Origin of the sequence: Williamsia sp. (assembly GCF_036566845.1) — a bacterium.
In the GTDB taxonomy this organism is placed as follows: Bacteria; Actinomycetota; Actinomycetes; order Mycobacteriales; family Mycobacteriaceae; genus Williamsia.
The window spans coordinates 83,823-104,230 of the sequence record NZ_DATCVM010000115.1; the positions used below are offsets into that span (position 1 = coordinate 83,823).

Below are 20,408 nucleotides of genomic sequence, written 5' to 3' on the forward strand. Positions count from 1 at the left end.
CGTGATACAGACACCTTGACATCGTACCTTGTCACATAGGCGTCTCGCGGCGACTCCGCCGGTAGCCCTAATCGCAGGCCGAGAGCCCGACCTTCTGGAACTCCTTGAGGTTCGAATAGCCGGCCTTGGCCATGGAACGGCGGAGTGCGCCAACGATGTTCAGATGCCCGAACGGATCGTCGGTGGGTCCGTGGAGAACGGTCTCGAGGGTCGGACGACCCTCGTCCGACGACACCGGCAGCAGCGCGCCTCGCGGCATCGACGGATGCGCCGCAGCGGCCGGCCAATAGTAACCGCGACCGGGGGCCTCGGCAGACGCTGCCAGCGGACTGCCCAGAACCGCGGCATCCGCGCCACAGGCGATCGCCTTCGCGAGCTCTCCGGAGGTGTGGATGTCACCGTCGGCGATGACGTGGACGTACCGACCGCCCGTTTCGTCGAGGTACTCGCGCCGCGCAGCAGCGGCATCCGCGATGGCCGTGGCCATCGGCACCCCGATACCGAGCACCTCATTGGTGGTGGTTGATCCCATCGTCGAGCCGTACCCGACGATGACCGCGGCCGCGCCGGTACGCATCAGGTGCAGGGCCGTGCGGTGGTCGTGGACACCGCCGGCGATCACCGGCACATCCAACTCGGCGATGAAGGTCTTGAGGTTGAGCGGCGCCGAATCCTCTTGGGAGACATGCTCGGCGGAGATGATCGTGCCGTGGATGACCAGCAGCTCGACGCCCGCCGCCACCAGCACCGGGGTCAACTCGGCCGCGTTCTGCGGGCTGACCCGCACCGCGGTGGTCACGCCGGCATCCCGGATCGATTTGACGGCCTGACCCAGCAGATCCCGATCGATCGGGGCGGCATGGAGTTCCTGCAGCTTGCGCACCGCGGCCGACGGATCGATGTCGTTCTCGGCGATCTCGATCACCTGGGCGATCTTGTCCTCGACATCGCGATGCCGCGCCCACAGACCTTCACCGTTGAGCACACCGAGACCACCGAGGCGTCCGAGTTCGACGGCCGACTCGGGCGACATCAGCGCGTCGGTCGGATGGCTCAGAATCGGTGTGTCGAAACGATAGGCGTCGAGCTGCCACGCGGTCGAAACCTCTTTGGAGGAACGCGTCCGGCGGGATGGAACGATGTTGATGTCGCTGAGTTCGAATGTCCGCCGGGCAGTCCTGCCCATGCCGATATCCACAAGATCGCGCACGTATGGTGCCTTTCGTTGCCGCTGCGCATCACACAGTCGCGATGCAGCCAGCTGATTTGGCCCTCCCCTGACGGCCGGCTCGCACCGACCAGATCTTCATCGGGAAGTGTAGTTGGGTGCCTCGACGGTCATGGTGATGTCGTGCGGATGGCTTTCCTTCAGTCCGGCAGCCGTGATCTGGACGAACTGCGCCTTCTGCAGTTCGGAGATCGACCCTGATCCGGTGTAACCCATGGCAGCCCGGAGCCCGCCACCGAGCTGGTGGATGACCTGTGACAACGGTCCGCGGAACGGGACCCGACCCTCGATGCCCTCGGGCACCAGCTTCTCTTCCGACAACACGTCGTCCTGGAAGTAGCGGTCCTTCGAGTAGGACTTCGCCTGGCCACGGCCCTGCATCGCGCCGAGCGAACCCATGCCGCGGTAGCTCTTGAACTGCTTGCCGCCCACGAGGATCAGCTCACCGGGAGACTCTACGGTCCCGGCCAGCAGCGAACCCAGCATCGCGGTGGATGCGCCGGCGGCCAACGCCTTGGCGATGTCACCCGAGAACTGCAGTCCGCCGTCGGCGATCACCGGGACCCCGGCAGGTGCGCAGACCGCGACCGCTTCCATCACCGCGGTGATCTGCGGTGCCCCGACGCCGGCGACGACGCGCGTGGTGCAGATCGAACCGGGACCGACGCCGACCTTGACCGCGTCCGCACCGGCATCGACCAGGGCGGCCGCGGCTGCGCGGGTCGCGACATTACCGCCGACGACCTGCACCTTGGCACCGACCTCGGCCTTGAGCTTGCTGACCATCTCCAGGACCAGGCGATTGTGCGCGTGGGCGGTGTCGACGATGATCACATCCACACCGGCGTCGGCCAGCGCCATGGCGCGGGACCACTGATCACCACCGGTACCCACCGCAGCGCCGACCAGCAGACGGCCGTCGGCATCTTTGGTGGCCAGTGGATGCTGCTCGGTCTTGACGAAGTCCTTGACGGTGATGAGACCGGTGAGCTTTCCGTGTCCGTCGACGATGGGAAGTTTCTCGATCTTGTGCCGGCGCAGCAGACCGAGCGCGGCCTCGGCGGAGACACCCTCTTGCGCGGTGATGAGCGGGGCCTTGGTCATGACCTCGGCGACCGGGCGGTCCTGATCCACCTCGAAGCGCATGTCGCGGTTGGTGATGATGCCGACCAGTTCACCGGCGGCGTCGGTGACCGGCAGTCCCGAGATCCGGTACCGCGCGCACATCGAATCGACCTCGGCCAGGGTGTCGGTCGGGCTGCAGGTGACCGGGTTGGTGACCATGCCGGCCTCGGACCGCTTCACCGTCTCGACCTGGCCCGCCTGGGCCTCGATCGACAGATTCCGGTGCAGCACTCCCATGCCGCCCGCCCGTGCCATGGCGATCGCCATCCGGGACTCGGTCACCGTGTCCATCGCCGAACTCACCAGCGGGACCCGGAGAGTGATCTCCCTGGTCAGCTTCGAGGACGTGTCGACGTCGCTCGGAATGACATCAGAGGCGGCTGGGAGCAGCAGGACGTCGTCGAAGGTGAGACCGAGCATGGCCACCTTGTTCGGATCGTCACCACCGGTCCAAACATGGGCTGGGCCGGCTATCTGATTGTTCATTCCGGGCACGCTCATTCCGGTCGGGCCATCCACGGGAGAAGGCACAGTCGTTTGAATGGGTCTATCCTATCTGCTCGAAAGTGCAACCCCTGACACCGCAGCAGAGCTTCCCATCACACCTGGGCACAACGTCGCGCTGTCATCCGGGTAACGGAAACTTTTCGTCTCATGGGCGCGCAGAGTGGCGCCGGTGGGGTGCGGCTGACTACCGTGGTCAGGGTGCGAGACCATTTGCCACCGGGACTGCCACCGGACCCATTTGCCGACGATCCCCGAGGGGACCCTTCGGCAGCTCTCGATGCAGCCCCTCCCGGAGAGCCTCTGGACGCAGCCGAACGGATGGCGATCGAGGAAGATCTCGCCGATCTCGCCGTCTACGAGGCATTACTCCATCGCCGCGGTGTCCGCGGACTGGTTGTCATCTGCGACGACTGCCAGCTCGACCATTACCACGACTGGGACATGCTGCGCGCAAACCTGCTGCAGCTCCTGGTCGAGGGAACCGTGCGCCCGCACGAGCCGGCGGTCGACCCGTCGCCCGAGGCGTACGTGACGTGGGATTACTGCCGCGGCTATGCCGACGCGATGATGCACATCCGCGAAGACGACTGAGTCCGCATCCGGATTCGACCAAAACGGTGGTGATCGCTTCGATCACCACCGTTTTGTTGTCACCTCGTCGTGTTGCGGGCGTCAGCCCGGGGGAACCACGGGAACGTCGCTGGTGGTGGTCGTCGTGGTCGTCGACTCCGACGGCGGCGGCTCACTGACACTTGTCGGCGGCGGCTCCGACGATGACGGCACCGGTTCGCTGACGACGGTCTCGGTGGGTGTGACCGTCACCGTTTCCTGCGGAACCGTCACGGTCACCGACGGTGGTGTGGTCACGATGCTCGGCGGCACCGCCACCGGACTGGAACTGGTCGATTCCGACGACGACGGCGTTGTGGTCTGGTCCTCGAGCAATCCGCGCAACTTGTCGATCTTGCGTTGCAAGGCGGCCCGGTCGCTCGCGGAATTCACATCGCCCAGAAGCGATTCGGCGGAGCTCAGGTACTTGTCCGCAGCCTGCTTGTCGCCGGCCGCAAATGCCGCAGCGGCACGCTCGATGTTGGCCTCGGCATCCGCCATGGCCAGAGTGGACGACGCGTCGGCGCCGAACATCACCTCTTTGACGCCCCACAGCGGATCTCCCGGCGCCGCGTTGTGCGCCACCACACTCACGCCACCGAACACCAGGGCGACCGCTGCCACGGCACCACCGGCATAGCGGGCGATCCGAAGCGAACGCCGGTGGGTGTCACTGCGCCGCGCCGCGGCGGCGATTCCGGCCTCGACCGCCTCCAGTGTCGGATTCGGCCCGATCGGTTCGGACAACACCTCGCTGCGCCAGTTCGACAGGAGCCCGGCCAGTTCATAGTCGACCCGGCTCCGCGTCGGCACAACTGGCCTCGAGAGCAGCGCCTCGATGTACTCGTCGTCGGCGCGAACTTCACCGAGATCGACGGGGATCAGATCTTCGTCCACCGCGGCATCATCCGGCGAGGGTGTGACTCCGAATCCCTTGTCGACACCGCCGACCCGGCGATCACGCTTTCTGGACACTACCCTCACCACCTCTCATGAGCTCTTTCTTCAACTTCGCGAGCGCCCGGTGCTGGGCCACCCGCACCGCGCCCGCCGTACTACCGATGGCGGCGGCTGTTTCTTCGGCGGACAGTCCCACCACCACTCGCAACACCAGGACTTCTCTCTGCTTCTCCGGAAGTTTTGTGAGCAGTTGGTTCATCCGCCGACCAGCGTCGGAGTCGATGGCCCGCTGTTCGGGGCCACTACCGGTATCCAACTGCTCGGGCAGCTCCTCGACCGGTTCGGACTTGTTCCGGCCCGCTGACCGATGAGCATCCGCGACCTTGTGTGCAGCGATGCCGTACACAAACGCCATGAACGGCCTGCCCTGGTCCTGATACCGGGGCAGTGCGGTCATGACGGCCATGCAGACCTCCTGGGCGACGTCGTCAGCGGAGTGCGAATGTCGCTCGCCGCCTCCGACCCGGGCTCTGCAATAACGCACAACCATGGGACGGACACTCTCTAAAACATCGGAGAGAGCTGACCGATCGCCCTGCGTCGCCGCAGTGACCGCCCGGTCCAACTCGTCACCTGTAAAAATCATCGCTCGTTGAAGTCTCCGCGTTACTTATCGCCGAATGTCCACTATTCATACGGGGACCATCCCCCAGCGAGTCGCCCTGACGGGGCGCCACGGTGGTTTCGCCCCCGGTCGTCGTTTGCAAGCTTAACCAGCCCCCATCGACCGGTTGACACGCTGATGCATCGACCCGCCGCGCTCGGCGAGTACACGCCCCACCCGCTCGGCCCGAGCCGCCCACTGTTCCCCCGCTCCGGTTCCCCTCGCTCCTATCCCGTCGAGCAGCTTGGCCGCCGCCCATTCCAGGGGCAACTGCCGTGCTGCGGCGGCGGTCTCGGCAACGCGTTCGGCGCGCTGGGCTGCGTCTCCGACGTCGCCGGCCGCCGCTGCTGCAGCCGCACCGATCAATTCGGTTTTTATCCTATGGCGCTGCGACGGACCCGCCACCGCAATCGCCTGCGCAGCGGCTGCGTGTTCGAGGGCGGCAACCGGGTCCGACGTGAACATGGCGAGCTCGGCGCGCACCCAGCACCGCCGCAGATCCAGCCGCTGTCCCCAGATCCACGCCGTCACGTCCCCGGCGGGCACTTGCTCGCGATCGCGCAGGATCCGCTCCACCCGACCCAGAAGTATGTCCGCGGCCCCGAACATCCCCCGTCCGAGGTTGTCGGCCGCCAGTCCGGTGAGCGCGTCGCAATGGGCAGCCGTCGTCTCGGCATAACCCAGATCTCCCTGTCCCGCGATGTAGAGAGCGGCACCGTCATGGTCTGCCGCGCGGTGGTGCCGTCCGCCCTGACGTAGATGAGCGGCGCGGGTACTCGCAGCGATCGACCTCAATACCCGGCCGCAGTTGTCGCTCTCCATACGGTGCAGCTCGGTCGCCGCAACCGCGTAATACCCCTGCCCACCGAGTGCAACCGCCCGCAGCCACCTCGTCCAGGCGTCGTGGGCGGGCGGAACGGCGATCACACTCGCACTGCCGCCGAACGCAATGGCAGGTAGTGTGATCTGCATCGCTCTCCTGGGCTCGTAGAAATCGAATTAGCGCAGATTTAACTTACCGGCGCGGGCCAGAACATCGACACGATGTCAACGGGAGATGGCCGAATTGTTTCCTTAAGGTTAATCGGCAACAGTCCCTGCGCGCCTTCGTAACGAACCGATTCTGGGACTTGGGCGCCGAGACGGATCTCGATCAATGCCATGAACTGCACTGATTGCACCATCCCTCACCACCGGCATCGCACGTGGCCCACAACAACCAGACGTTCTCCGCTAAACGAATGGTTAACACGGATCTAACCTATCCCCGGGCCAGCCCCTAATTCTCAGGCTATTGACTCCATTTCACCCATTTGCATACGGTGTGCAGGACGACGAGGAAAAACGTCGAATCGGTTTCATAAAGCTCACAATTAAGCCGCAAAGGCACGTCAAAGAGGAGCGAGTATATGCCTCAACCAAACCACCTCCCAGGACCGAACGCCGACATCTGGGATTGGCAGATGAAGGGCCTGTGCCGCGGAATCGACTCATCGATGTTCTTCCACCCGGACGGCGAACGCGGCCGGGCCCGGGCCCAGCGTGAACGTCGGGCGAAGGAACTCTGCCACCAGTGCCCGGTCGTGGCCCACTGCCGTGAACACGCATTGGCCGTGGCCGAGCCCTATGGAATCTGGGGCGGACTGTCGGAATCGGAACGCGGGATACTGATGAAGCGTGGCGTCGGACGCCGCATCGCGAGCTGAGTCCGACTCGGCGCACAGTGAACAACACACAACTTCATGATGTCGGCCATTTGAAATCAGTCTGAAGACAATTGTCTTCAGTTACTATTCTTGGCCGAACAATTCAGATAGAGACCAAACAACGGTGCCCCGGCTCATTTCGCCGGGGCACCGTTGTCGGTAGTCAGTCGGGGCCAATGGCCCCACATTCACGAATCAGTGAGCGTGTCCGTGATGACCGTGTCCGCCGCCGACAGGTTCGTCGGCGGGCTTTTCGGTGATGGTGCTCTCGGTGGTCAGCACCATCCGCGCAACAGAGGCCGCGTTGACGATGGCCGAACGGGTCACCTTCACCGGATCCACGACACCGTCGGCGAGCAGATCGCCGTACGTGAGGGTGCCGGCGTTGAATCCATGTCCACGAGGCAGTTCGGCAACCTTGGAGACCACCACTGCGCCATCGATTCCGGCGTTGGCAGCAATCCAGAACAGCGGCGCCTGTGCGGCCTTCTGGACCACACGCACGCCGAGAGCCTCATCGCCTTCGAGGCTGCTCGCGAGATCGTCGAGCACAGCTGCGGCGGCCTGCACGATGGCGGACCCGCCGCCGGGGACGATTCCTTCTTCGACGGCGGCCTTGGCCGCGGCGACAGCATCCTCGACCCGGTGCTTGCGCTCCTTGAGTGCGGTCTCGGTGGCAGCGCCGACCCGGATGACGGCGATGCCGCCGGCCAGCTTCGCCAGCCGCTCGGCGAGCTTCTCGCGATCCCAGTCCGAATCACTGGCCTCGATCTCGCGACGCAGTTGATCGGCGCGATTCGCGATGGCCTCGGTGGTACCCGCGCCGTCGACGATGGTGGTCGAGTCCTTGGTGACGACGATCCGGCGGGCGCTGCCCAGCAGATCCATACCGGCTTCGGCGAGAGTGATGCCGATGTCGGAGTTGATGACGGTTCCGTCGGTGACAACGGCGAGATCCTCGAGGAAGGCCTTACGGCGATCACCGAAGTACGGGGCCTTGACGGCGACCGCGCGGATCGTCTTGCGGATCGAGTTCACGACCAGCGTCGACAGCGGCTCGCCCTCGACATCCTCGGCGAGGATCAGGACCGGCTTGCCGGACTCGACGATCTTCTCCAGCAGGGGCAGCAAGTCAGGCAGAGAGCTGATCTTGTCACGGTAGATGAGGACCAGCGCGTCTTCGAGGACGGCTTCCTGGCTGTCGAGGTCGTTGACGAAGTACGGCGACAGGTATCCCTTGTCGAACTGCACGCCTTCGGTGACGTCCAGATCGGTGATCAGACCCGAGCTCTCCTCGACGGTGACAACACCGTCCACACCGACACGCTCCATCGCGCGGCCGACCATCTCGCCGACCTCTTCGTCGCGCGAAGACACGGTGGCGACCTGAGCGATGGCCTTGGCGCCCTCGACAGGGGTCGCGGCGGCGATCAGGGCATCGGACAACGCATCGGCAGCCTTGCCGATGCCCGTTCCGAGCGCGATCGGGTTGGCGCCTGCGGCGACGTTGCGCAGGCCACCGGCGATGATGGCCTGTGCCAGCACGGTCGCGGTGGTGGTGCCGTCGCCGGCAACATCATTGGTCTTGGTGGCAACCGACTTGACGAGCTGCGCGCCGAGATTCTCGAAGGGGTCCTCGAGGTCGATCTCACGGGCGATGGTGACGCCGTCGTTGGTGACGCTGGGTCCGCCGAATGCCTTGGCCAGCACCACATGCCGACCGCGGGGTCCCAAAGTCACCTTGACCGCGTCGGCGAGGTGGTTGACGCCGCGTTCGAGCGAGCGCCGGGCCTCGTCGTTGTATTCGATCTGCTTGGCCATGGGTGTTGTGGCTCCTAGAAAGTGAGTGAACGTATAACGAAACCGCCCCGGCAACCCCGCAGGGGGACGCCGGGGCGGTGATCCAATTCAGGTTCGATCGCTCGAGACCGATGAATTACTTGGAGACGACTGCCAGCACGTCACGCGCGGACAGGATCAGGTATTCCTGGCCGGAGTACTTGATCTCGGTGCCGCCGTACTTGCTGTAGATGACGGTGTCGCCTTCTTTGACGTCGACCGGGATCCGGTTGCCCTGCTCGTTCACGCGTCCTTCGCCAACAGCGACAACGGTGCCTTCCTGCGGCTTTTCTTTCGCCGTTTCCGGGATGACCAGGCCGGACGCAGTCGTCGTTTCGGCCTCGATGGCCTGGACGAGGATCTTGTCCTCAAGCGGCTTGATGTTCACGCTCGCCACGATGTGAGCCCTCCACTTTCGGGGTAGTTCGGGCCCGAAGCGGACCCGTAGCTGTGTTTTGCACGTATACGGCGCCTGGATCGGTCCCGTCGTCGCGGGTGCCGGAACCGAACTGGGTGCCGACTAGCACTCTATACATGCGAGTGCCAGCACTCAAGGCCCGAGGGTGCAAGTGTCTCAAGCTGCGACCGCCGCGGTCCGGCGTCGTCCGGCGATGATCACTCCGATCGATGTCACCAGCGCGACCGTTGTCAGGATGGCGATCACCGTGATCGCCGGGACCATACCGCCGATCAGTTCCCCGGGGGCAGACGGTTCGGAACTGCCCAGGATCGCGGTGATCACCGCCATCATCAGAGCACCACCGATCTGGATGCTGGTGTTCACCAGGCCCGACGCCAGGCCCTGTTCCTCGTCGGATACCCCTGCGGTGGCCTGCGAGTTCACCGACGGGAAGGTGACCGCAAAGCCCGCTCCGAGGAAGATCACCGTGGGGAGCAGGAAGATCACGTAGGTCATCCCGGGCTCCACCTGCAGGAACCACAGGTACCCGATCAGGAAGGCCACGAACCCGCCCGAGATCAGGAGTTTGGTGTCAACCCGGTCGAGCACCCGATCCATGAACACCGCACTGGCCACAACGAGGAGCCCGGCCGGCAGGAAACCCAGTGCCATCTGCATCGGGGACCAGCCGAGCGAATCCTGGAGGTAGAGGGTGACCACGAACTGGAACGAGACGTACCCGCCGAACATCGCGGCAGCCGAGAGGTTGGCGTGGACAAGTGCGACCGAACGCAGGATCCCGAGCCGCAACAACGGGTGCCGATGGCGAATCTCGACGCCCACGAACCCGGCGGCCAACAGCGCGGCAAACATGAACAGCGTGATCGTCGACGGCGCCAGCCATCCGACCTCGGGAGCCCGGACCACGGCATAGACCAGGGTGAGCAGCGCCGCGGTGGACGTGATCGCGCCGGCCGCGTCGAATTGTGCCCAGCGAAAGCTCGTCGGCGCTGACTTCGGGATCACCCTCGCACCGACGACCAGCAGCAGCAGCGCCACCGGGCCAGGGAAGATCAGCGTTGCCCGCCAGGACAATTCGGTGAGCAGCCCGCCGAACACCAGACCGAGCGAGAATCCACTGGCACCGCAGACGGTGTAGATGGACAACGCTTTGTTACGGGCCGGGCCCTCGGCGAACGTGGTGGTGATGATGGACAGTCCGGCCGGAACGGTGAAGGCCGCGGCCACGCCCTTGATGAACCTCAGGGCGATGATCAGGCTGTTGATCTCGGTGCCCGCACTGATCACCGAGGCCACACCGAACACCGCGAGGGCCGTCAGGAACACCTTTCGCCTGCCGAGCAGATCGCTCGCGCGACCGCCGAGCAGGAGCAGCCCTCCATATCCCAGCACGTAGGCGCTGACTATCCATTGCAATTGCGATTGGTCCATGCCGAGGTCGGAGCCCATGGACGGAAGCGCAACCCCCACCATCGAGATGTCGAGTCCGTCGAGGAACAACGCTCCGGCGAGGACAACCAGGAGTAGCCAGGTTCTTCCGGTCCACCCGCCGGCGGAGGTCACATGGTCGGGCGGCGCTCCGGAATCGGCGGGCCGCGGGTGCGCAGTGTCCTGGTTCGAGTCGAGTGACATGTGGAGAACTATATGCATCTGCATCTTATTCGTCTACATAAAATGTAGACGCATTAGATGCTGATGCATGTGATAGAGTGCGGCCATGTCCCACCCGCATCGAAGCGACGACGAGCTGGCCCAGGCCTGGCACGCCCTGTCGGTGCGCTATCACAAATTGCAGTGCGACCTCGATCGCGAACTACAAGCCAGTCAACAGATCTCGAGCAGCGAGTTCGAAGTCCTGGAACTGCTCGCCACGGCCACCGACTGCAAGATGCGGATGAGTGAACTGTCCGGCCAGGTCCATCTGAGCCAGAGCGCGTTGTCCCGGCTGGTGTCCGGCCTCGAGAAAGACGGTCTCGTCGAACGGTCGATGTGCGCTGATGACCGCCGGTCTGTGTTCACCGAACTGACCGGTTCCGGCCGCACCCGATACGAGGCCGCGAAACCGGTTCAACGTGCCATCCTGCGCGCCGAGGCCGACGACAACAAGGCCGGATCCTTGTGCGGAGCAACGGAATTACATCGAGTTCAGCTCAAGGGGTGACCGACCGGCTGTCACGGACGCCGTGCGGCCGCGAGCATCGCCACGCCGGGTAGCTCGATACCGTCCACGGTGCGATACTCGGCAACAGAGTGTCGTAGCCGGCTGCGCAACGACTCCCGTACGTCTGGCGCGAGGGTCCCGAGGATCGCGGCGAGTGGACCTGCCATCATCGACACCCGCTCCCACCACTGCTCGAAATCAGCGGCGACACAAGGGTTGTCGATGTCATCGATCGTCACCTCGACAAATCCCGCACCATCGATCAATCCGGCTAGCGCCGATCTGTCGGCAAGCGAGAACGGCCCGGGGATACCCGGCGGCGGGACCTCGAAACCCAACTCGGCACTCACACCGTCGAACATCACACCGAGCCAAGGGTTCTGCTCACGCGAAGCCCAGACCGCGACCGCCATCCGTCCGCCGGGTTTCAGAACGCGATGGATCTCTGTGAGCCCCCGACCCGGATCAACTGCGAACATCAGGCCCTCGCGACAGAGCACCGCGTCGAAGACATCGCCCGGCATCTCGATCTGCTCGATGTCCAGCACCGCAGTGGCGATGTTCGCGATGCCCAGCTGTTCCACCCGGCGCGCGGCCACCTCGATCATGTCCGGCGCCACATCTGACATCGTCACAATCCCGGCCGGTCCGACACGCCGCGCTGCCCCGATTCCGGCTGCCCCGGTTCCACACGCGAGTTCCAGCACCCGCTCACCGGGGACGAGAGCAAGGGCGTTGAGCATCGCTTCCGTGACACCCGCTCCGCGCTCTTCGATGTAGTCGATGTGCGCGGCCCACCCGCCCGCAACCGAGTTCCACATGGCGTGCAGTTGGTTCCGCATCGGATCGATGTTCTCGTGCTCGACCATCGTGGCCTCCCGCCGGGTCACACCGAGAATGCGCCAAATCGGTGAGATTGTCACCTGCCGACGCCCGGTACACCCCCTGGATCGGGGTCGGACTGCAGATCAGTACGTACTGACCTGCACCGAGAGTCCCGGATCGGTGGCGACCGTCAACGAGGACGGCGATGCTCCACCGGCGATCACGTGCGCGCCGAGCGTGGCGATCATGACGCCGTTGTCGGTGCACAGACGCGGCTTCGGGATCCGCAGCGTGATGCCCGCCGCGTCGCACCGCTCCCGGGCCATCGACCGGATCCGCGAGTTGGCCGTCGCGCCGCCACCGAGCACCAGGGTGTCGACTCCGACGTCACCGCAGGCGCGGATCGCCTTCATCGTCAACACGTCGGCAACGGCTTCCTGGAAGGACGCGGCGATGTCGGCAACCGGTGGTTCCACACCGTCCCGACGACACTTCTCCACATACCGCGCGACCGCTGTCTTGAGACCGCTGAACGAAAAGTCGTGCCGGGCATCGCGCGGTCCGGTCATTCCGCGAGGGAACTTGATGGAATGCGGATCGCCTTGTGCGGCAGCAGAATCCAGCGCTGGTCCACCAGGGAAGCCGAGACCGAGCAGCCGTGCGACCTTGTCGAAGGCCTCCCCCGCCGCATCGTCGACCGTGGTGCCGAGTTCTGTGATCGGGGCACCGAGGTCGGTGACGTGGAGCAGGTGGGTGTGCCCACCGGAGACCAGCAATGCCACGCACGGCGGCATCGGCCCGTGCTCGAGGGTGTCGACCGCAACGTGCCCGCCGAGGTGGTTGACCGCATAGAGCGGAACGTCCCATGCCGCGGCGTAGCCCTTCGCCGCCGCCACACCGACCAGCAACGCGCCGGCGAGGCCGGGCCCGATGGTCACCGCGATGGCGTCCGGCCGCTTGATGCCGGCGGCCTCCAGCGCCCTTCGCATGGTCGGCACCATCGCTTCCAGGTGCGCACGCGACGCCACTTCGGGAACCACACCGCCGTAGCGGGCATGCTCGGCGACACTGGACGCGACCTCGTCGGCCAGCAGCGTGGTGGTCCGGTCGGGATTCCACCGGACGATCCCGACCCCGGTCTCATCGCAGGAACTCTCGATACCCATGACGATCATTGCGCTTCTCCCGACTGTGACGTGTCACCGATCGCGCGGCGTCGCATGGTGTACGCGTCGGCGCCGCTGGGCTGGTAGTAGCCGCGGCGAACACCCACCTCGTCGAATCCGTTACGGCGATAGAGGTTGATGGCGGTCTCGTTGTCGGTCCGGACTTCGAGGAACACCGGTGCGTTCCGGCTGTCCGCGATCTCCAGCAACGTCGCGAGCAATGCCCGCCCATGCCCGTGCCCCTGGTGTTCGGGGTCGACGGCGATGGTGTGGATCTCGCACTCCTGGTCGCCGGCCGGCCCGAGCACCGAGATGCCGGCATATCCGATCAATGTCTCACCGTCCCGAACGGCAAAGTAATGGTTATGCGACGCAAGGAGTTCCGATCGGAATGCCTCGGCGGGCCACGGCGAATCCCCTTCGAACAGCAACGCTTCGATCCGGGCACACCGCGCCGAATCACGCGCGCGAAGCGGACCGATCATTTTTTCCGGTCCTTGAGTTCCACTGCGTCCGGACGGCGGAGATACAACGGGACCAAGGGCTTCGGAGCAACACCCGACAACAGGTCGGGCAATGCCACCGAGACGAGTCCCACCGCGGTCGGAGCGGTCGGGGTCAACACCGGGTAGCTGAAAAGGCTTGTGTGACTCGGCGATCCCACGATGGCGTCGATCGACTGACCGACGAGGCTGGTACCGAGTTCAGCCGGGGCCACCACGTCGGGACCGTGGGTCCGAACGCCCTCGGCATAGCGCGCCCAGTAGACCTCTCGGCGACGCGCGTCGGTGACCACCAGCAGGGAGGCGACATCGGTGGCCTGCGCAGCGATCGCATCGAGTGAACACACCCCGTGGACCGGCAGTCCCAGCGCGTCGCCGAACGCGGCGCCGGTGGCCAGTCCCACCCGCAGTCCGGTGAACGGACCCGGCCCCTGACCGACGACCACGGCGTCGAGATCGGCTCGCGCCAGTCCGGCCTCGTCGAGGCATTCCAGAATTCTGGTGGTGAGGATCTCGGCATGACCACGAGTGGTCACCTCATGCCGTGCGGCGCGGACGGTCGGCGCGTCACCGGTTTCCGGGGTCAGTTCAACGATCCCGGTCACAACCTCGGGAGTGGCGGTATCGATGGCGAGCACAAGCACGATCAGCCAGACTACCCGCCTCCCGATGATGTGCCGTTTTGGCGGAGATCACCTGGGCTTTTGTTCGCCAAAACACCACATCACCGGGAGACGAAGCGAAGCGGAGCTCGACCCTGTCACCGGGATTGGACAGTGACCCAGCCGTAGGACGCGGTGCGTTCGTCGGTGTCGACATCGCGGGACAAGCGGACCTGCAGGTGCCTGCGGCTCAACCGCTCGGCCACGCCTTCGCCCCATTCGACCACCACCACCGAGTCGTCGAGGTCGGTGTCGAGGTCGAGTGCGTCGAGCTCATCGAGGCCGCCGAGGCGGTAGGCGTCGACGTGGATCATGCCCGGCCTGCCCTCGGTCCCGGCGCGGTGGGCGCGAGCGATGATGAACGTGGGCGACGACACCCTTCCGATCACACCGAGTCCGGCGCCGATGCCTCGGGCCAGGGCGGTTTTACCCGCGCCGAGCGGTCCGTCGAGGATCACCACGTCACCGGCGACGAGGTCGGCGGCCAGTTCACGGCCGAATGCCTCCGTGTCGGCGACGTCCGGCAGGGTGCACTGATACGGGAGCACCTGATTCATGACTGCCAGGCCCGCTCGACGAGCGACTCCACGGCGTCGGTGATGACGTCCGGGTTCTCCAGCATCACCATGTGACCGCAGTCGGGAACCCCGATCAGCTCGCATCGTGAACCCAGTCGGTTGTGGAGCTCGACCGAGTTCGGCAACGGTGTGACCTTGTCTTCATAACCGCAGGCGACCAGCGTCGGAATCCCGGAAAGAACTGCGAGACCGGATGTCTCATCGTGCTCCTCGAGCGCGCGCAGGAAGTTGACGACCGTATCGATCCGGGTCCGCTGGATGACCGACTCCACGAACTCACTCACCGCCGGTGAGTGGAACGTCGATCCGAAACTCCCGGCCGTCAGCACCGGTGCCATCAACATCCTGGTCAGCCCGCGGCCGGCCTCCACCGCCCGTGGTGCCCGCCGGACGGACGTCCGGAATGCATCGACCAGTGGATTCTGCAGACCACGTCCCAGGCCCACCTCCGCGATGCCGTGGGCCGCCGAGGCCACCAGCCCGACACCGAGCACCCTGGTCCCGAACAGCTCCGGGCGACGGCTCGCCAGTGCCATGACCGCCATCCCGCCCATCGAATGACCCACCAGGACAACCGGACCGGACGGGACGATCGTTCGCAACACGGCTTCGAGATCTGCTGCCATCTGCGTGATGGTGCACGACCCGGCCGACGCCTGCCCCGACTCGCCGTGCCCTCGATGGTCGAAGAAGACCATCCGAACATCTGTGCCCCAACGCTTCTCGAGGTCGCGCCGCTGGAAATGCCAGGTGGACATCCGCAGGCAGAATCCATGGACGAACACCACGGTCAACGGCGCATCGGCCGGCCCGACTTCCCGAACAGCCAGTGGCACACCGTCGTCGGCGACGACGATGCTCGCGTGATCGCTGTAGATCAGGCCGAAGTCCTCGATCGAGTTCGGATCCGGGGTGGTGGGCTGCCGCCGCGTGAGCGAGCGGGCCGCGGCGCCGATCGCCACTGCACCCAGCGTTGCGACACCCGCTGTCCCGGCCAGGATCTCGAGCCGTCCGGATCGCTCCATCAGAGCACCTCACCCGACTTCGGAACGGAGGTGTAGGTGCGGACTGCGCGACCACGGATCCCCGACACGATCTCGTAGTCGATGGTGCCGACGGCCTCTGCCCATTCGAGCGCGGTGGGGCCCCCGCCGGCGCCGGTGCCGAACAGCACCGCCCGGTCCCCCGCCTTCACCTCGGCGAGGTTCTCGCCGAGGTCGACCACCAACTGGTCCATGCAGACGCGTCCCACGTTGGGATACCGGTTGCCGTCGATCTGAACACTCAGCCGGTTCGACAACAGCCTCGGCACGCCGTCGGCATACCCGGCCGGGAGCAGCGCCACGGTCGTGTCGCGGGGGGCCACCCAGGTGTGGCCGTACGAAACCCCTTGTCCCGCTGGGATGTTCTTCACCGACAGCACCTCGGCCATCAACGTCATCACCGGGATCAGGCCGAAGTCACCCATGGCGGGTATCGGAGAGCGTCCGTAGATCGCGATTCCCGGACGCACCAGATCTCGGGCCAGATCAGGACGGGCCAGGGTGGCCGCCGAATTGGCTATGTGCCGCACCGTGACCGGAGCGCCCACCCGGGCCAGGTCGGCAACCGCCTCGTCGAGACGCTCCGCCTGCAGATCGTTGAGCGGATGTTCGGGTTCGTCCCCACGCGCGAGGTGACTCATCGCCCCGTGCAGGGTGATGACCTGCTCGGCAACGGCTTTCGCCAACGCGTCCCTGGTGTCGTCCCATTCGGTGATGTGGACGCCGTTGCGGGCCAGACCGGTATCTACCTTCACCGTCACCGAGGCGGTGCGCCCGGCGGTACGCGCCGCGGCGACCACCGCATCGAGTTCCCGGGTGGATGAGATGCCCAGCTGAACGTCGGCGTTTATGGCAGAGGCGAAGTCGGCACTGCTCCCGTGCAGCCAGGCGAGCACCGGTGCGGTGATGCCGGCGCGGCGCAGTATGAGCGCTTCGTCGATCGTGGTCACACCCAGCTCGGCCGCACCCGCTGCCAGTGCGGCGCGACCGACCTCGACCGCGCCGTGGCCGTAGCCGTCGGCTTTCACCACGGCGAGTACCTGGGCGCTGGTGTGCGTGCGCAGGACGCCGATGTTGTGCGACACCGCTGAAAGATCGATCCGGGCTTCGAGTGTCGGAGTGTTCATCGCGTCCCATTCTTTCACCTGTGACCACCCAACAGTGCACGCAAGGTCGGCGAGAGTGCCTCGAGCAGGGCCGATGCCCCGATCGGAGCGGCGTCACCCGACGCGTTGCGCGCCGCCAGAGCATGCAGCCGGGCCGCCGCGGCCGCGGCGAGCGGCGCCTCGATCCCGGCCGCGAGCAGGCTGCCCGCGACACCGGAGAGGATGTCCCCTGCTCCCGCGGTCGCCGCCCACGACGACCCGGCGTCGTTGACCAGGGCAGGTCCGTCGGCGTCCGCGATCACCGTGGCACGGCCCTTGAGCAGGACCGTTGCCTGCAGTTCGGCCGCCAATCCCCTGGCTGCGGCGACGCGGTCAGCGCCCGGTGCCGATCCGGTCAAACGGGCGAACTCGCCGGCATGCGGGGTCAGCAGGGTCGGCGCGTCGCGCCGCGTGACCAGATCGCGGTGGCTCGCGACGAGCGTCAGTCCGTCGGCGTCGATGAGGACGGGCAGATCGGTCGACAAGACATAGGCCAGACGGCGGAGGCCGTCCTCGTCGGTACCGGCACCCGGACCGACCACCCAGGCCTGCACGGTCCCGGCGTCCTCGGGTTCGGCGGCGACCACGGCTTCGGGGAACCTTGCCAGCACCTGTGCGCCGGCCCCGCCGGCGTACCGGACCATGCCCGACGTCGACGACACCGCGGCCCCGGTGCAGAGCACTCCGGCGCCCGGGTACCGCGCCGAGCCGGCGATGATCCCGACCACGCCCTGGCTGTATTTGTCGTCGGCCGGCCCGGGAACCGGCCAGAGGGCCGCCACGTCGTCGTCGCCGAGCTGACGGAGCGAGGGCTTGGTGGCATCGATACCGATGTCCGCCACGACAACACGGCCGCACTGCGCCGCCGCCATCGCGTGCGCGATGCGCGATGCACCAAACGTCACCGTGACCGCGGCCCGGACCGCCGGGGTGTTGACGTGGCCGGTGTCTGCGTCGACGCCGGACGGAATGTCCACCGAGACGATCGGAGCCCGGAAATCGGCGAAAACTTCCGCGGCGGTCGGGCGCAGCGGCCCGGTGCCGCTCAGACCGACCACACCGTCGATGATCAGATCAACTGTGCCGGCGAGCTTTTCGACAATCAATCCACCGGCCTTGCGATACGCGGCCAAGCCGGCGGTGTGCGTGCGCTCGCCCCCGAGGAGGACTGCGTGCACATCCACCCCGCGCCGGCGGAGTTCTGCGGCGGCATACAGCGCGTCGCCGCCGTTGTCGCCCGATCCGGCCACCACCCCGACCGACCGGCCATAACACCCGCCGCAGCGCGATTTCAGTTCGGCGACAACCACTCCGGCAACCGCATGTGCGGCCCGGCGCATCAGGACACCACCCGCCAACAGATCTCCGGTGGCCTCCTCGGCCACCCGGATCCGTTCGGCGCTGAAATAACTGATCATCGCCTGCGAACCCCCGGCTATTCGACGGTGACAGATTTGGCCAGGTTGCGCGGCTTGTCCACGTCATAGCCCCGGGCCTGGGCGACCGCGGCCGCGAATACCTGGAGCGGCACGGTCGAGAGCAACGGCTGCAACAGAGTTGGTGTCTGCGGGATCCGGATCAGGTGGTCGGCGACATCGACGACCGACTCGTCGCCCTCTTCGGCGATGACGATCGTCGTCGCGCCACGTGCCTGGATCTCGCGGATGTTACTGATCATCTTGGAGTGCAGCACCGCACGGCCGGTCGGCGACGGCATCACGACGATGACGGGCAGATCGTCTTCGATCAGCGCGATCGGACCGTGCTTGAGTTCGCCGGCGGCAAACCCCTCGGCGTGGATGTACGCCAGCTCCTTGAGTTTGAGTGCACCCTCGAGCGCCACCGGATATCCGACGTGGCGGCCCAGGAACAGCACGGTGTCGCAGTGTGCGAGGTCGCGGGCAAGCGCACGAACCGGCTCCATGGTGTCGAGCACCTTGCTGACCTCGGTCGGCATGGATTCGAGCGCTGCGAACTCCCTCGCCACCTCGTCCGGGTACTTGGTCCCGCGGGCCTGGGCCAGAGCGAGGCCGACCAGGTAGGTCGCCGTGATCTGCGCCAAGAAGCACTTGGTGGACGCGACGCCGATCTCCGGACCCGCATGGGTATAGAGCACCGCATCGGATTCACGCGGGATCTGCGCACCGTTCGTGTTGCAGATCGCCAGGACCTTTGCCTTCTGGTCCTTGGCATGCCGAACCGCCTCGAGCGTGTCGGCGGTCTCCCCCGACTGCGAGATGGCCACCACCAGTGTCGATCGATCCAGCACCGGATCCCGGTACCGGAACTCGCTGGCCAGTTCGACCTCGACCGGGAGTCGCGTCCAGTGCTCGATCGCGTACTTCGACAGCAACCCGGCGTGATAGGCGGTCCCGCAGGCGACCACGAAGACCTTGTCGATGTCGCGCAGGTCGTCGTCGGTCAGACGTTGTTCGTCGAGGACGATCCGTCCGTTCTCGAAGTGGCCGAGCAGGGTGTCGGCGAGCGCGCGCGGCTGCTCGGCGATCTCCTTGAGCATGAAGTAGTCGTAACCGCCCTTTTCCGCGGCGGCCAGGTCCCAGTCGATGTGGAAGGGCTTGCCCGGTTGGTCGTTGCCGTCGAAATCGGTGATCTGGTAGCTGTCGGCCGTGATGACAACCACCTGGTCCTGGCCGAGTTCAACGGCGTCCCTGGTGTGCTCGATGAAGGCCGCCACGTCGGATCCGACAAACATCTCGCCCTGACCGACACCGACGACCAGCGGTGTCGACCGACGGGCGGCGACGATCGTGTCCGGATGATCGGCGTGGGTGAACACCAGCGTGAACGCCCCCTCCAGCCGTCCCAGGACCGCGTAGGCGCTGGCCACGAAGTCGCCGGCGGTGGGACCTGATGCGTACTGCAGGTAGACCAGGTGAACCGCGGTCTCGGTGTCGGTGTCCGAGGTGAACTCGATACCGGCCTGCTCCACCTCACTGCGCAACGCTGCGAAGTTCTCGATGATCCCGTTGTGGACCACCGCGATCTTCCCGTCGATGCTCGTGTGCGGGTGCGCGTTGCGGTCGGTGGGCCTGCCATGGGTCGCCCACCGGGTGTGCCCGATGCCTGTGGTGCCCGCAAAGGACTCGCGACCGATCGAGGCGAGTTCCTTGTCGAGGTTCTCCAGTCGACCGGCCTTTTTCTCCACCGCGGCGTTGCCCGCGCCGTCGAGAATCGCGACCCCGGCCGAGTCGTAACCGCGGTACTCCATCCGCCGCAGAGCCTCGACAACGATCTCGAGAGCATCGCGTTTGCCCACGTATCCGACGATTCCACACATAGTGCTACAGGGTACTTGCCGCGTGCGG

20 protein-coding genes are annotated in these 20,408 nt (G+C 65.9%); 3 read left to right on the top strand and 17 right to left on the bottom strand.

Annotation, left to right across the window (positions count from 1 at the left end; genetic code table 11):
* Positions 1-67: 67 nt before the first annotated feature.
* Both VIQ49_RS10885 and guaB read right to left on the bottom strand, forming a co-directional pair.
* The gene (locus tag VIQ49_RS10885; protein ID WP_331884347.1) at positions 68-1,210 is read right to left on the bottom strand and encodes a GuaB3 family IMP dehydrogenase-related protein; all 1,143 of its coding nucleotides are present in this window, start codon (positions 1,208-1,210) and stop codon (positions 68-70) included.
* Between the two features lie 96 nt (positions 1,211-1,306).
* The gene (gene guaB, locus VIQ49_RS10890; protein ID WP_331884350.1) at positions 1,307-2,839 is read right to left on the bottom strand and encodes an IMP dehydrogenase; all 1,533 of its coding nucleotides are present in this window, start codon (positions 2,837-2,839) and stop codon (positions 1,307-1,309) included.
* A 219-nt stretch (positions 2,840-3,058) separates the two neighbouring features.
* On the opposite strand from guaB, the gene VIQ49_RS10895 reads away from it, so the two are divergent.
* Positions 3,059-3,451 (top strand): DUF5319 domain-containing protein, encoded by a 393-nt coding sequence (locus VIQ49_RS10895; protein ID WP_028463465.1) that lies wholly within the window; start codon positions 3,059-3,061, stop codon positions 3,449-3,451.
* An 81-nt stretch (positions 3,452-3,532) separates the two neighbouring features.
* On the opposite strand, the gene VIQ49_RS10900 is transcribed toward VIQ49_RS10895, so the two are convergent.
* From VIQ49_RS10900 to VIQ49_RS10910, 3 genes are all read right to left on the bottom strand, one after another.
* Complete coding sequence (locus VIQ49_RS10900) at positions 3,533-4,444, bottom strand: anti-sigma-D factor RsdA (RefSeq protein WP_331884356.1); 912 nt, start codon at positions 4,442-4,444, stop codon at positions 3,533-3,535.
* Entirely contained in the window at positions 4,428-5,015 is a 588-nt protein-coding gene (locus tag VIQ49_RS10905) for a sigma-70 family RNA polymerase sigma factor (protein WP_331884359.1), read from the bottom strand. The genes VIQ49_RS10900 and VIQ49_RS10905 overlap by 17 nt, the downstream gene beginning before the upstream one ends.
* Before the next feature lie 123 nt (positions 5,016-5,138).
* Positions 5,139-6,005, bottom strand: coding sequence for a hypothetical protein (locus VIQ49_RS10910; protein WP_331884362.1), 867 nt, complete (start codon positions 6,003-6,005; stop codon positions 5,139-5,141).
* A gap of 437 nt (positions 6,006-6,442) precedes the next feature.
* Here VIQ49_RS10910 and VIQ49_RS10915 point away from each other — a divergent pair, with 437 nt between their 5' ends.
* Positions 6,443-6,739: a WhiB family transcriptional regulator gene (locus VIQ49_RS10915; RefSeq protein ID WP_331884365.1), complete on the top strand. Its 297-nt coding sequence runs from the start codon at positions 6,443-6,445 to the stop codon at positions 6,737-6,739.
* A gap of 195 nt (positions 6,740-6,934) precedes the next feature.
* Here the strand turns inward: VIQ49_RS10915 and groL are convergent, their stop codons facing one another.
* From groL to VIQ49_RS10930, 3 genes are all read right to left on the bottom strand, one after another.
* Positions 6,935-8,560 (bottom strand): chaperonin GroEL, encoded by a 1,626-nt coding sequence (gene groL, locus VIQ49_RS10920; RefSeq protein ID WP_331884368.1) that lies wholly within the window; start codon positions 8,558-8,560, stop codon positions 6,935-6,937.
* Positions 8,561-8,675: 115 nt separating this feature from the next.
* Positions 8,676-8,975 carry a co-chaperone GroES gene (gene groES, locus VIQ49_RS10925; protein WP_020108749.1) on the bottom strand — a complete coding sequence of 100 codons (300 nt, stop codon included), beginning with the start codon at positions 8,973-8,975 and terminating at the stop codon, positions 8,676-8,678.
* A gap of 177 nt (positions 8,976-9,152) precedes the next feature.
* Positions 9,153-10,631: an MFS transporter gene (locus VIQ49_RS10930; RefSeq protein WP_331884371.1), complete on the bottom strand. Its 1,479-nt coding sequence runs from the start codon at positions 10,629-10,631 to the stop codon at positions 9,153-9,155.
* Between the two features lie 85 nt (positions 10,632-10,716).
* Here VIQ49_RS10930 and VIQ49_RS10935 point away from each other — a divergent pair, with 85 nt between their 5' ends.
* The gene (locus tag VIQ49_RS10935) at positions 10,717-11,160 is read left to right on the top strand and encodes a MarR family winged helix-turn-helix transcriptional regulator (RefSeq protein WP_331884373.1); all 444 of its coding nucleotides are present in this window, start codon (positions 10,717-10,719) and stop codon (positions 11,158-11,160) included.
* Positions 11,161-11,171: 11 nt separating this feature from the next.
* Here the strand turns inward: VIQ49_RS10935 and VIQ49_RS10940 are convergent, their stop codons facing one another.
* The 9 genes from VIQ49_RS10940 to glmS form a co-directional block, all read right to left on the bottom strand.
* Positions 11,172-12,083, bottom strand: coding sequence for a class I SAM-dependent methyltransferase (locus tag VIQ49_RS10940; RefSeq protein ID WP_331884375.1), 912 nt, complete (start codon positions 12,081-12,083; stop codon positions 11,172-11,174).
* A gap of 45 nt (positions 12,084-12,128) precedes the next feature.
* Positions 12,129-13,160: a tRNA (adenosine(37)-N6)-threonylcarbamoyltransferase complex transferase subunit TsaD gene (gene tsaD, locus VIQ49_RS10945; protein WP_331884377.1), complete on the bottom strand. Its 1,032-nt coding sequence runs from the start codon at positions 13,158-13,160 to the stop codon at positions 12,129-12,131.
* On the bottom strand, positions 13,157-13,636 hold the full coding sequence (rimI, locus tag VIQ49_RS10950; RefSeq protein ID WP_331884379.1) for a ribosomal protein S18-alanine N-acetyltransferase: 480 nt from the start codon (positions 13,634-13,636) through the stop codon (positions 13,157-13,159). Before rimI ends, tsaD begins: the two co-directional genes overlap by 4 nt.
* A complete protein-coding gene (tsaB, locus tag VIQ49_RS10955; RefSeq protein ID WP_331884381.1) occupies positions 13,633-14,298 on the bottom strand; it encodes a tRNA (adenosine(37)-N6)-threonylcarbamoyltransferase complex dimerization subunit type 1 TsaB in 666 nt (221 codons plus the stop codon). The genes rimI and tsaB overlap by 4 nt, the downstream gene beginning before the upstream one ends.
* A 116-nt stretch (positions 14,299-14,414) precedes the next feature.
* Entirely contained in the window at positions 14,415-14,873 is a 459-nt protein-coding gene (tsaE, locus tag VIQ49_RS10960; RefSeq protein ID WP_331884383.1) for a tRNA (adenosine(37)-N6)-threonylcarbamoyltransferase complex ATPase subunit type 1 TsaE, read from the bottom strand.
* A complete protein-coding gene (locus VIQ49_RS10965; protein WP_331884385.1) occupies positions 14,870-15,919 on the bottom strand; it encodes an alpha/beta hydrolase in 1,050 nt (349 codons plus the stop codon). Before VIQ49_RS10965 ends, tsaE begins: the two co-directional genes overlap by 4 nt.
* Positions 15,919-17,064 carry an alanine racemase gene (alr, locus tag VIQ49_RS10970; RefSeq protein ID WP_331884387.1) on the bottom strand — a complete coding sequence of 382 codons (1,146 nt, stop codon included), beginning with the start codon at positions 17,062-17,064 and terminating at the stop codon, positions 15,919-15,921. Before alr ends, VIQ49_RS10965 begins: the two co-directional genes overlap by 1 nt.
* Positions 17,065-17,078: 14 nt before the next feature.
* Positions 17,079-18,500, bottom strand: a complete 1,422-nt coding sequence (locus tag VIQ49_RS10975) for an NAD(P)H-hydrate dehydratase (protein WP_331884389.1) — start codon at positions 18,498-18,500, stop codon at positions 17,079-17,081.
* A gap of 17 nt (positions 18,501-18,517) precedes the next feature.
* Positions 18,518-20,380, bottom strand: a complete 1,863-nt coding sequence (glmS, locus tag VIQ49_RS10980) for a glutamine--fructose-6-phosphate transaminase (isomerizing) (RefSeq protein ID WP_331884391.1) — start codon at positions 20,378-20,380, stop codon at positions 18,518-18,520.
* Positions 20,381-20,408: the final 28 nt, after the last annotated feature.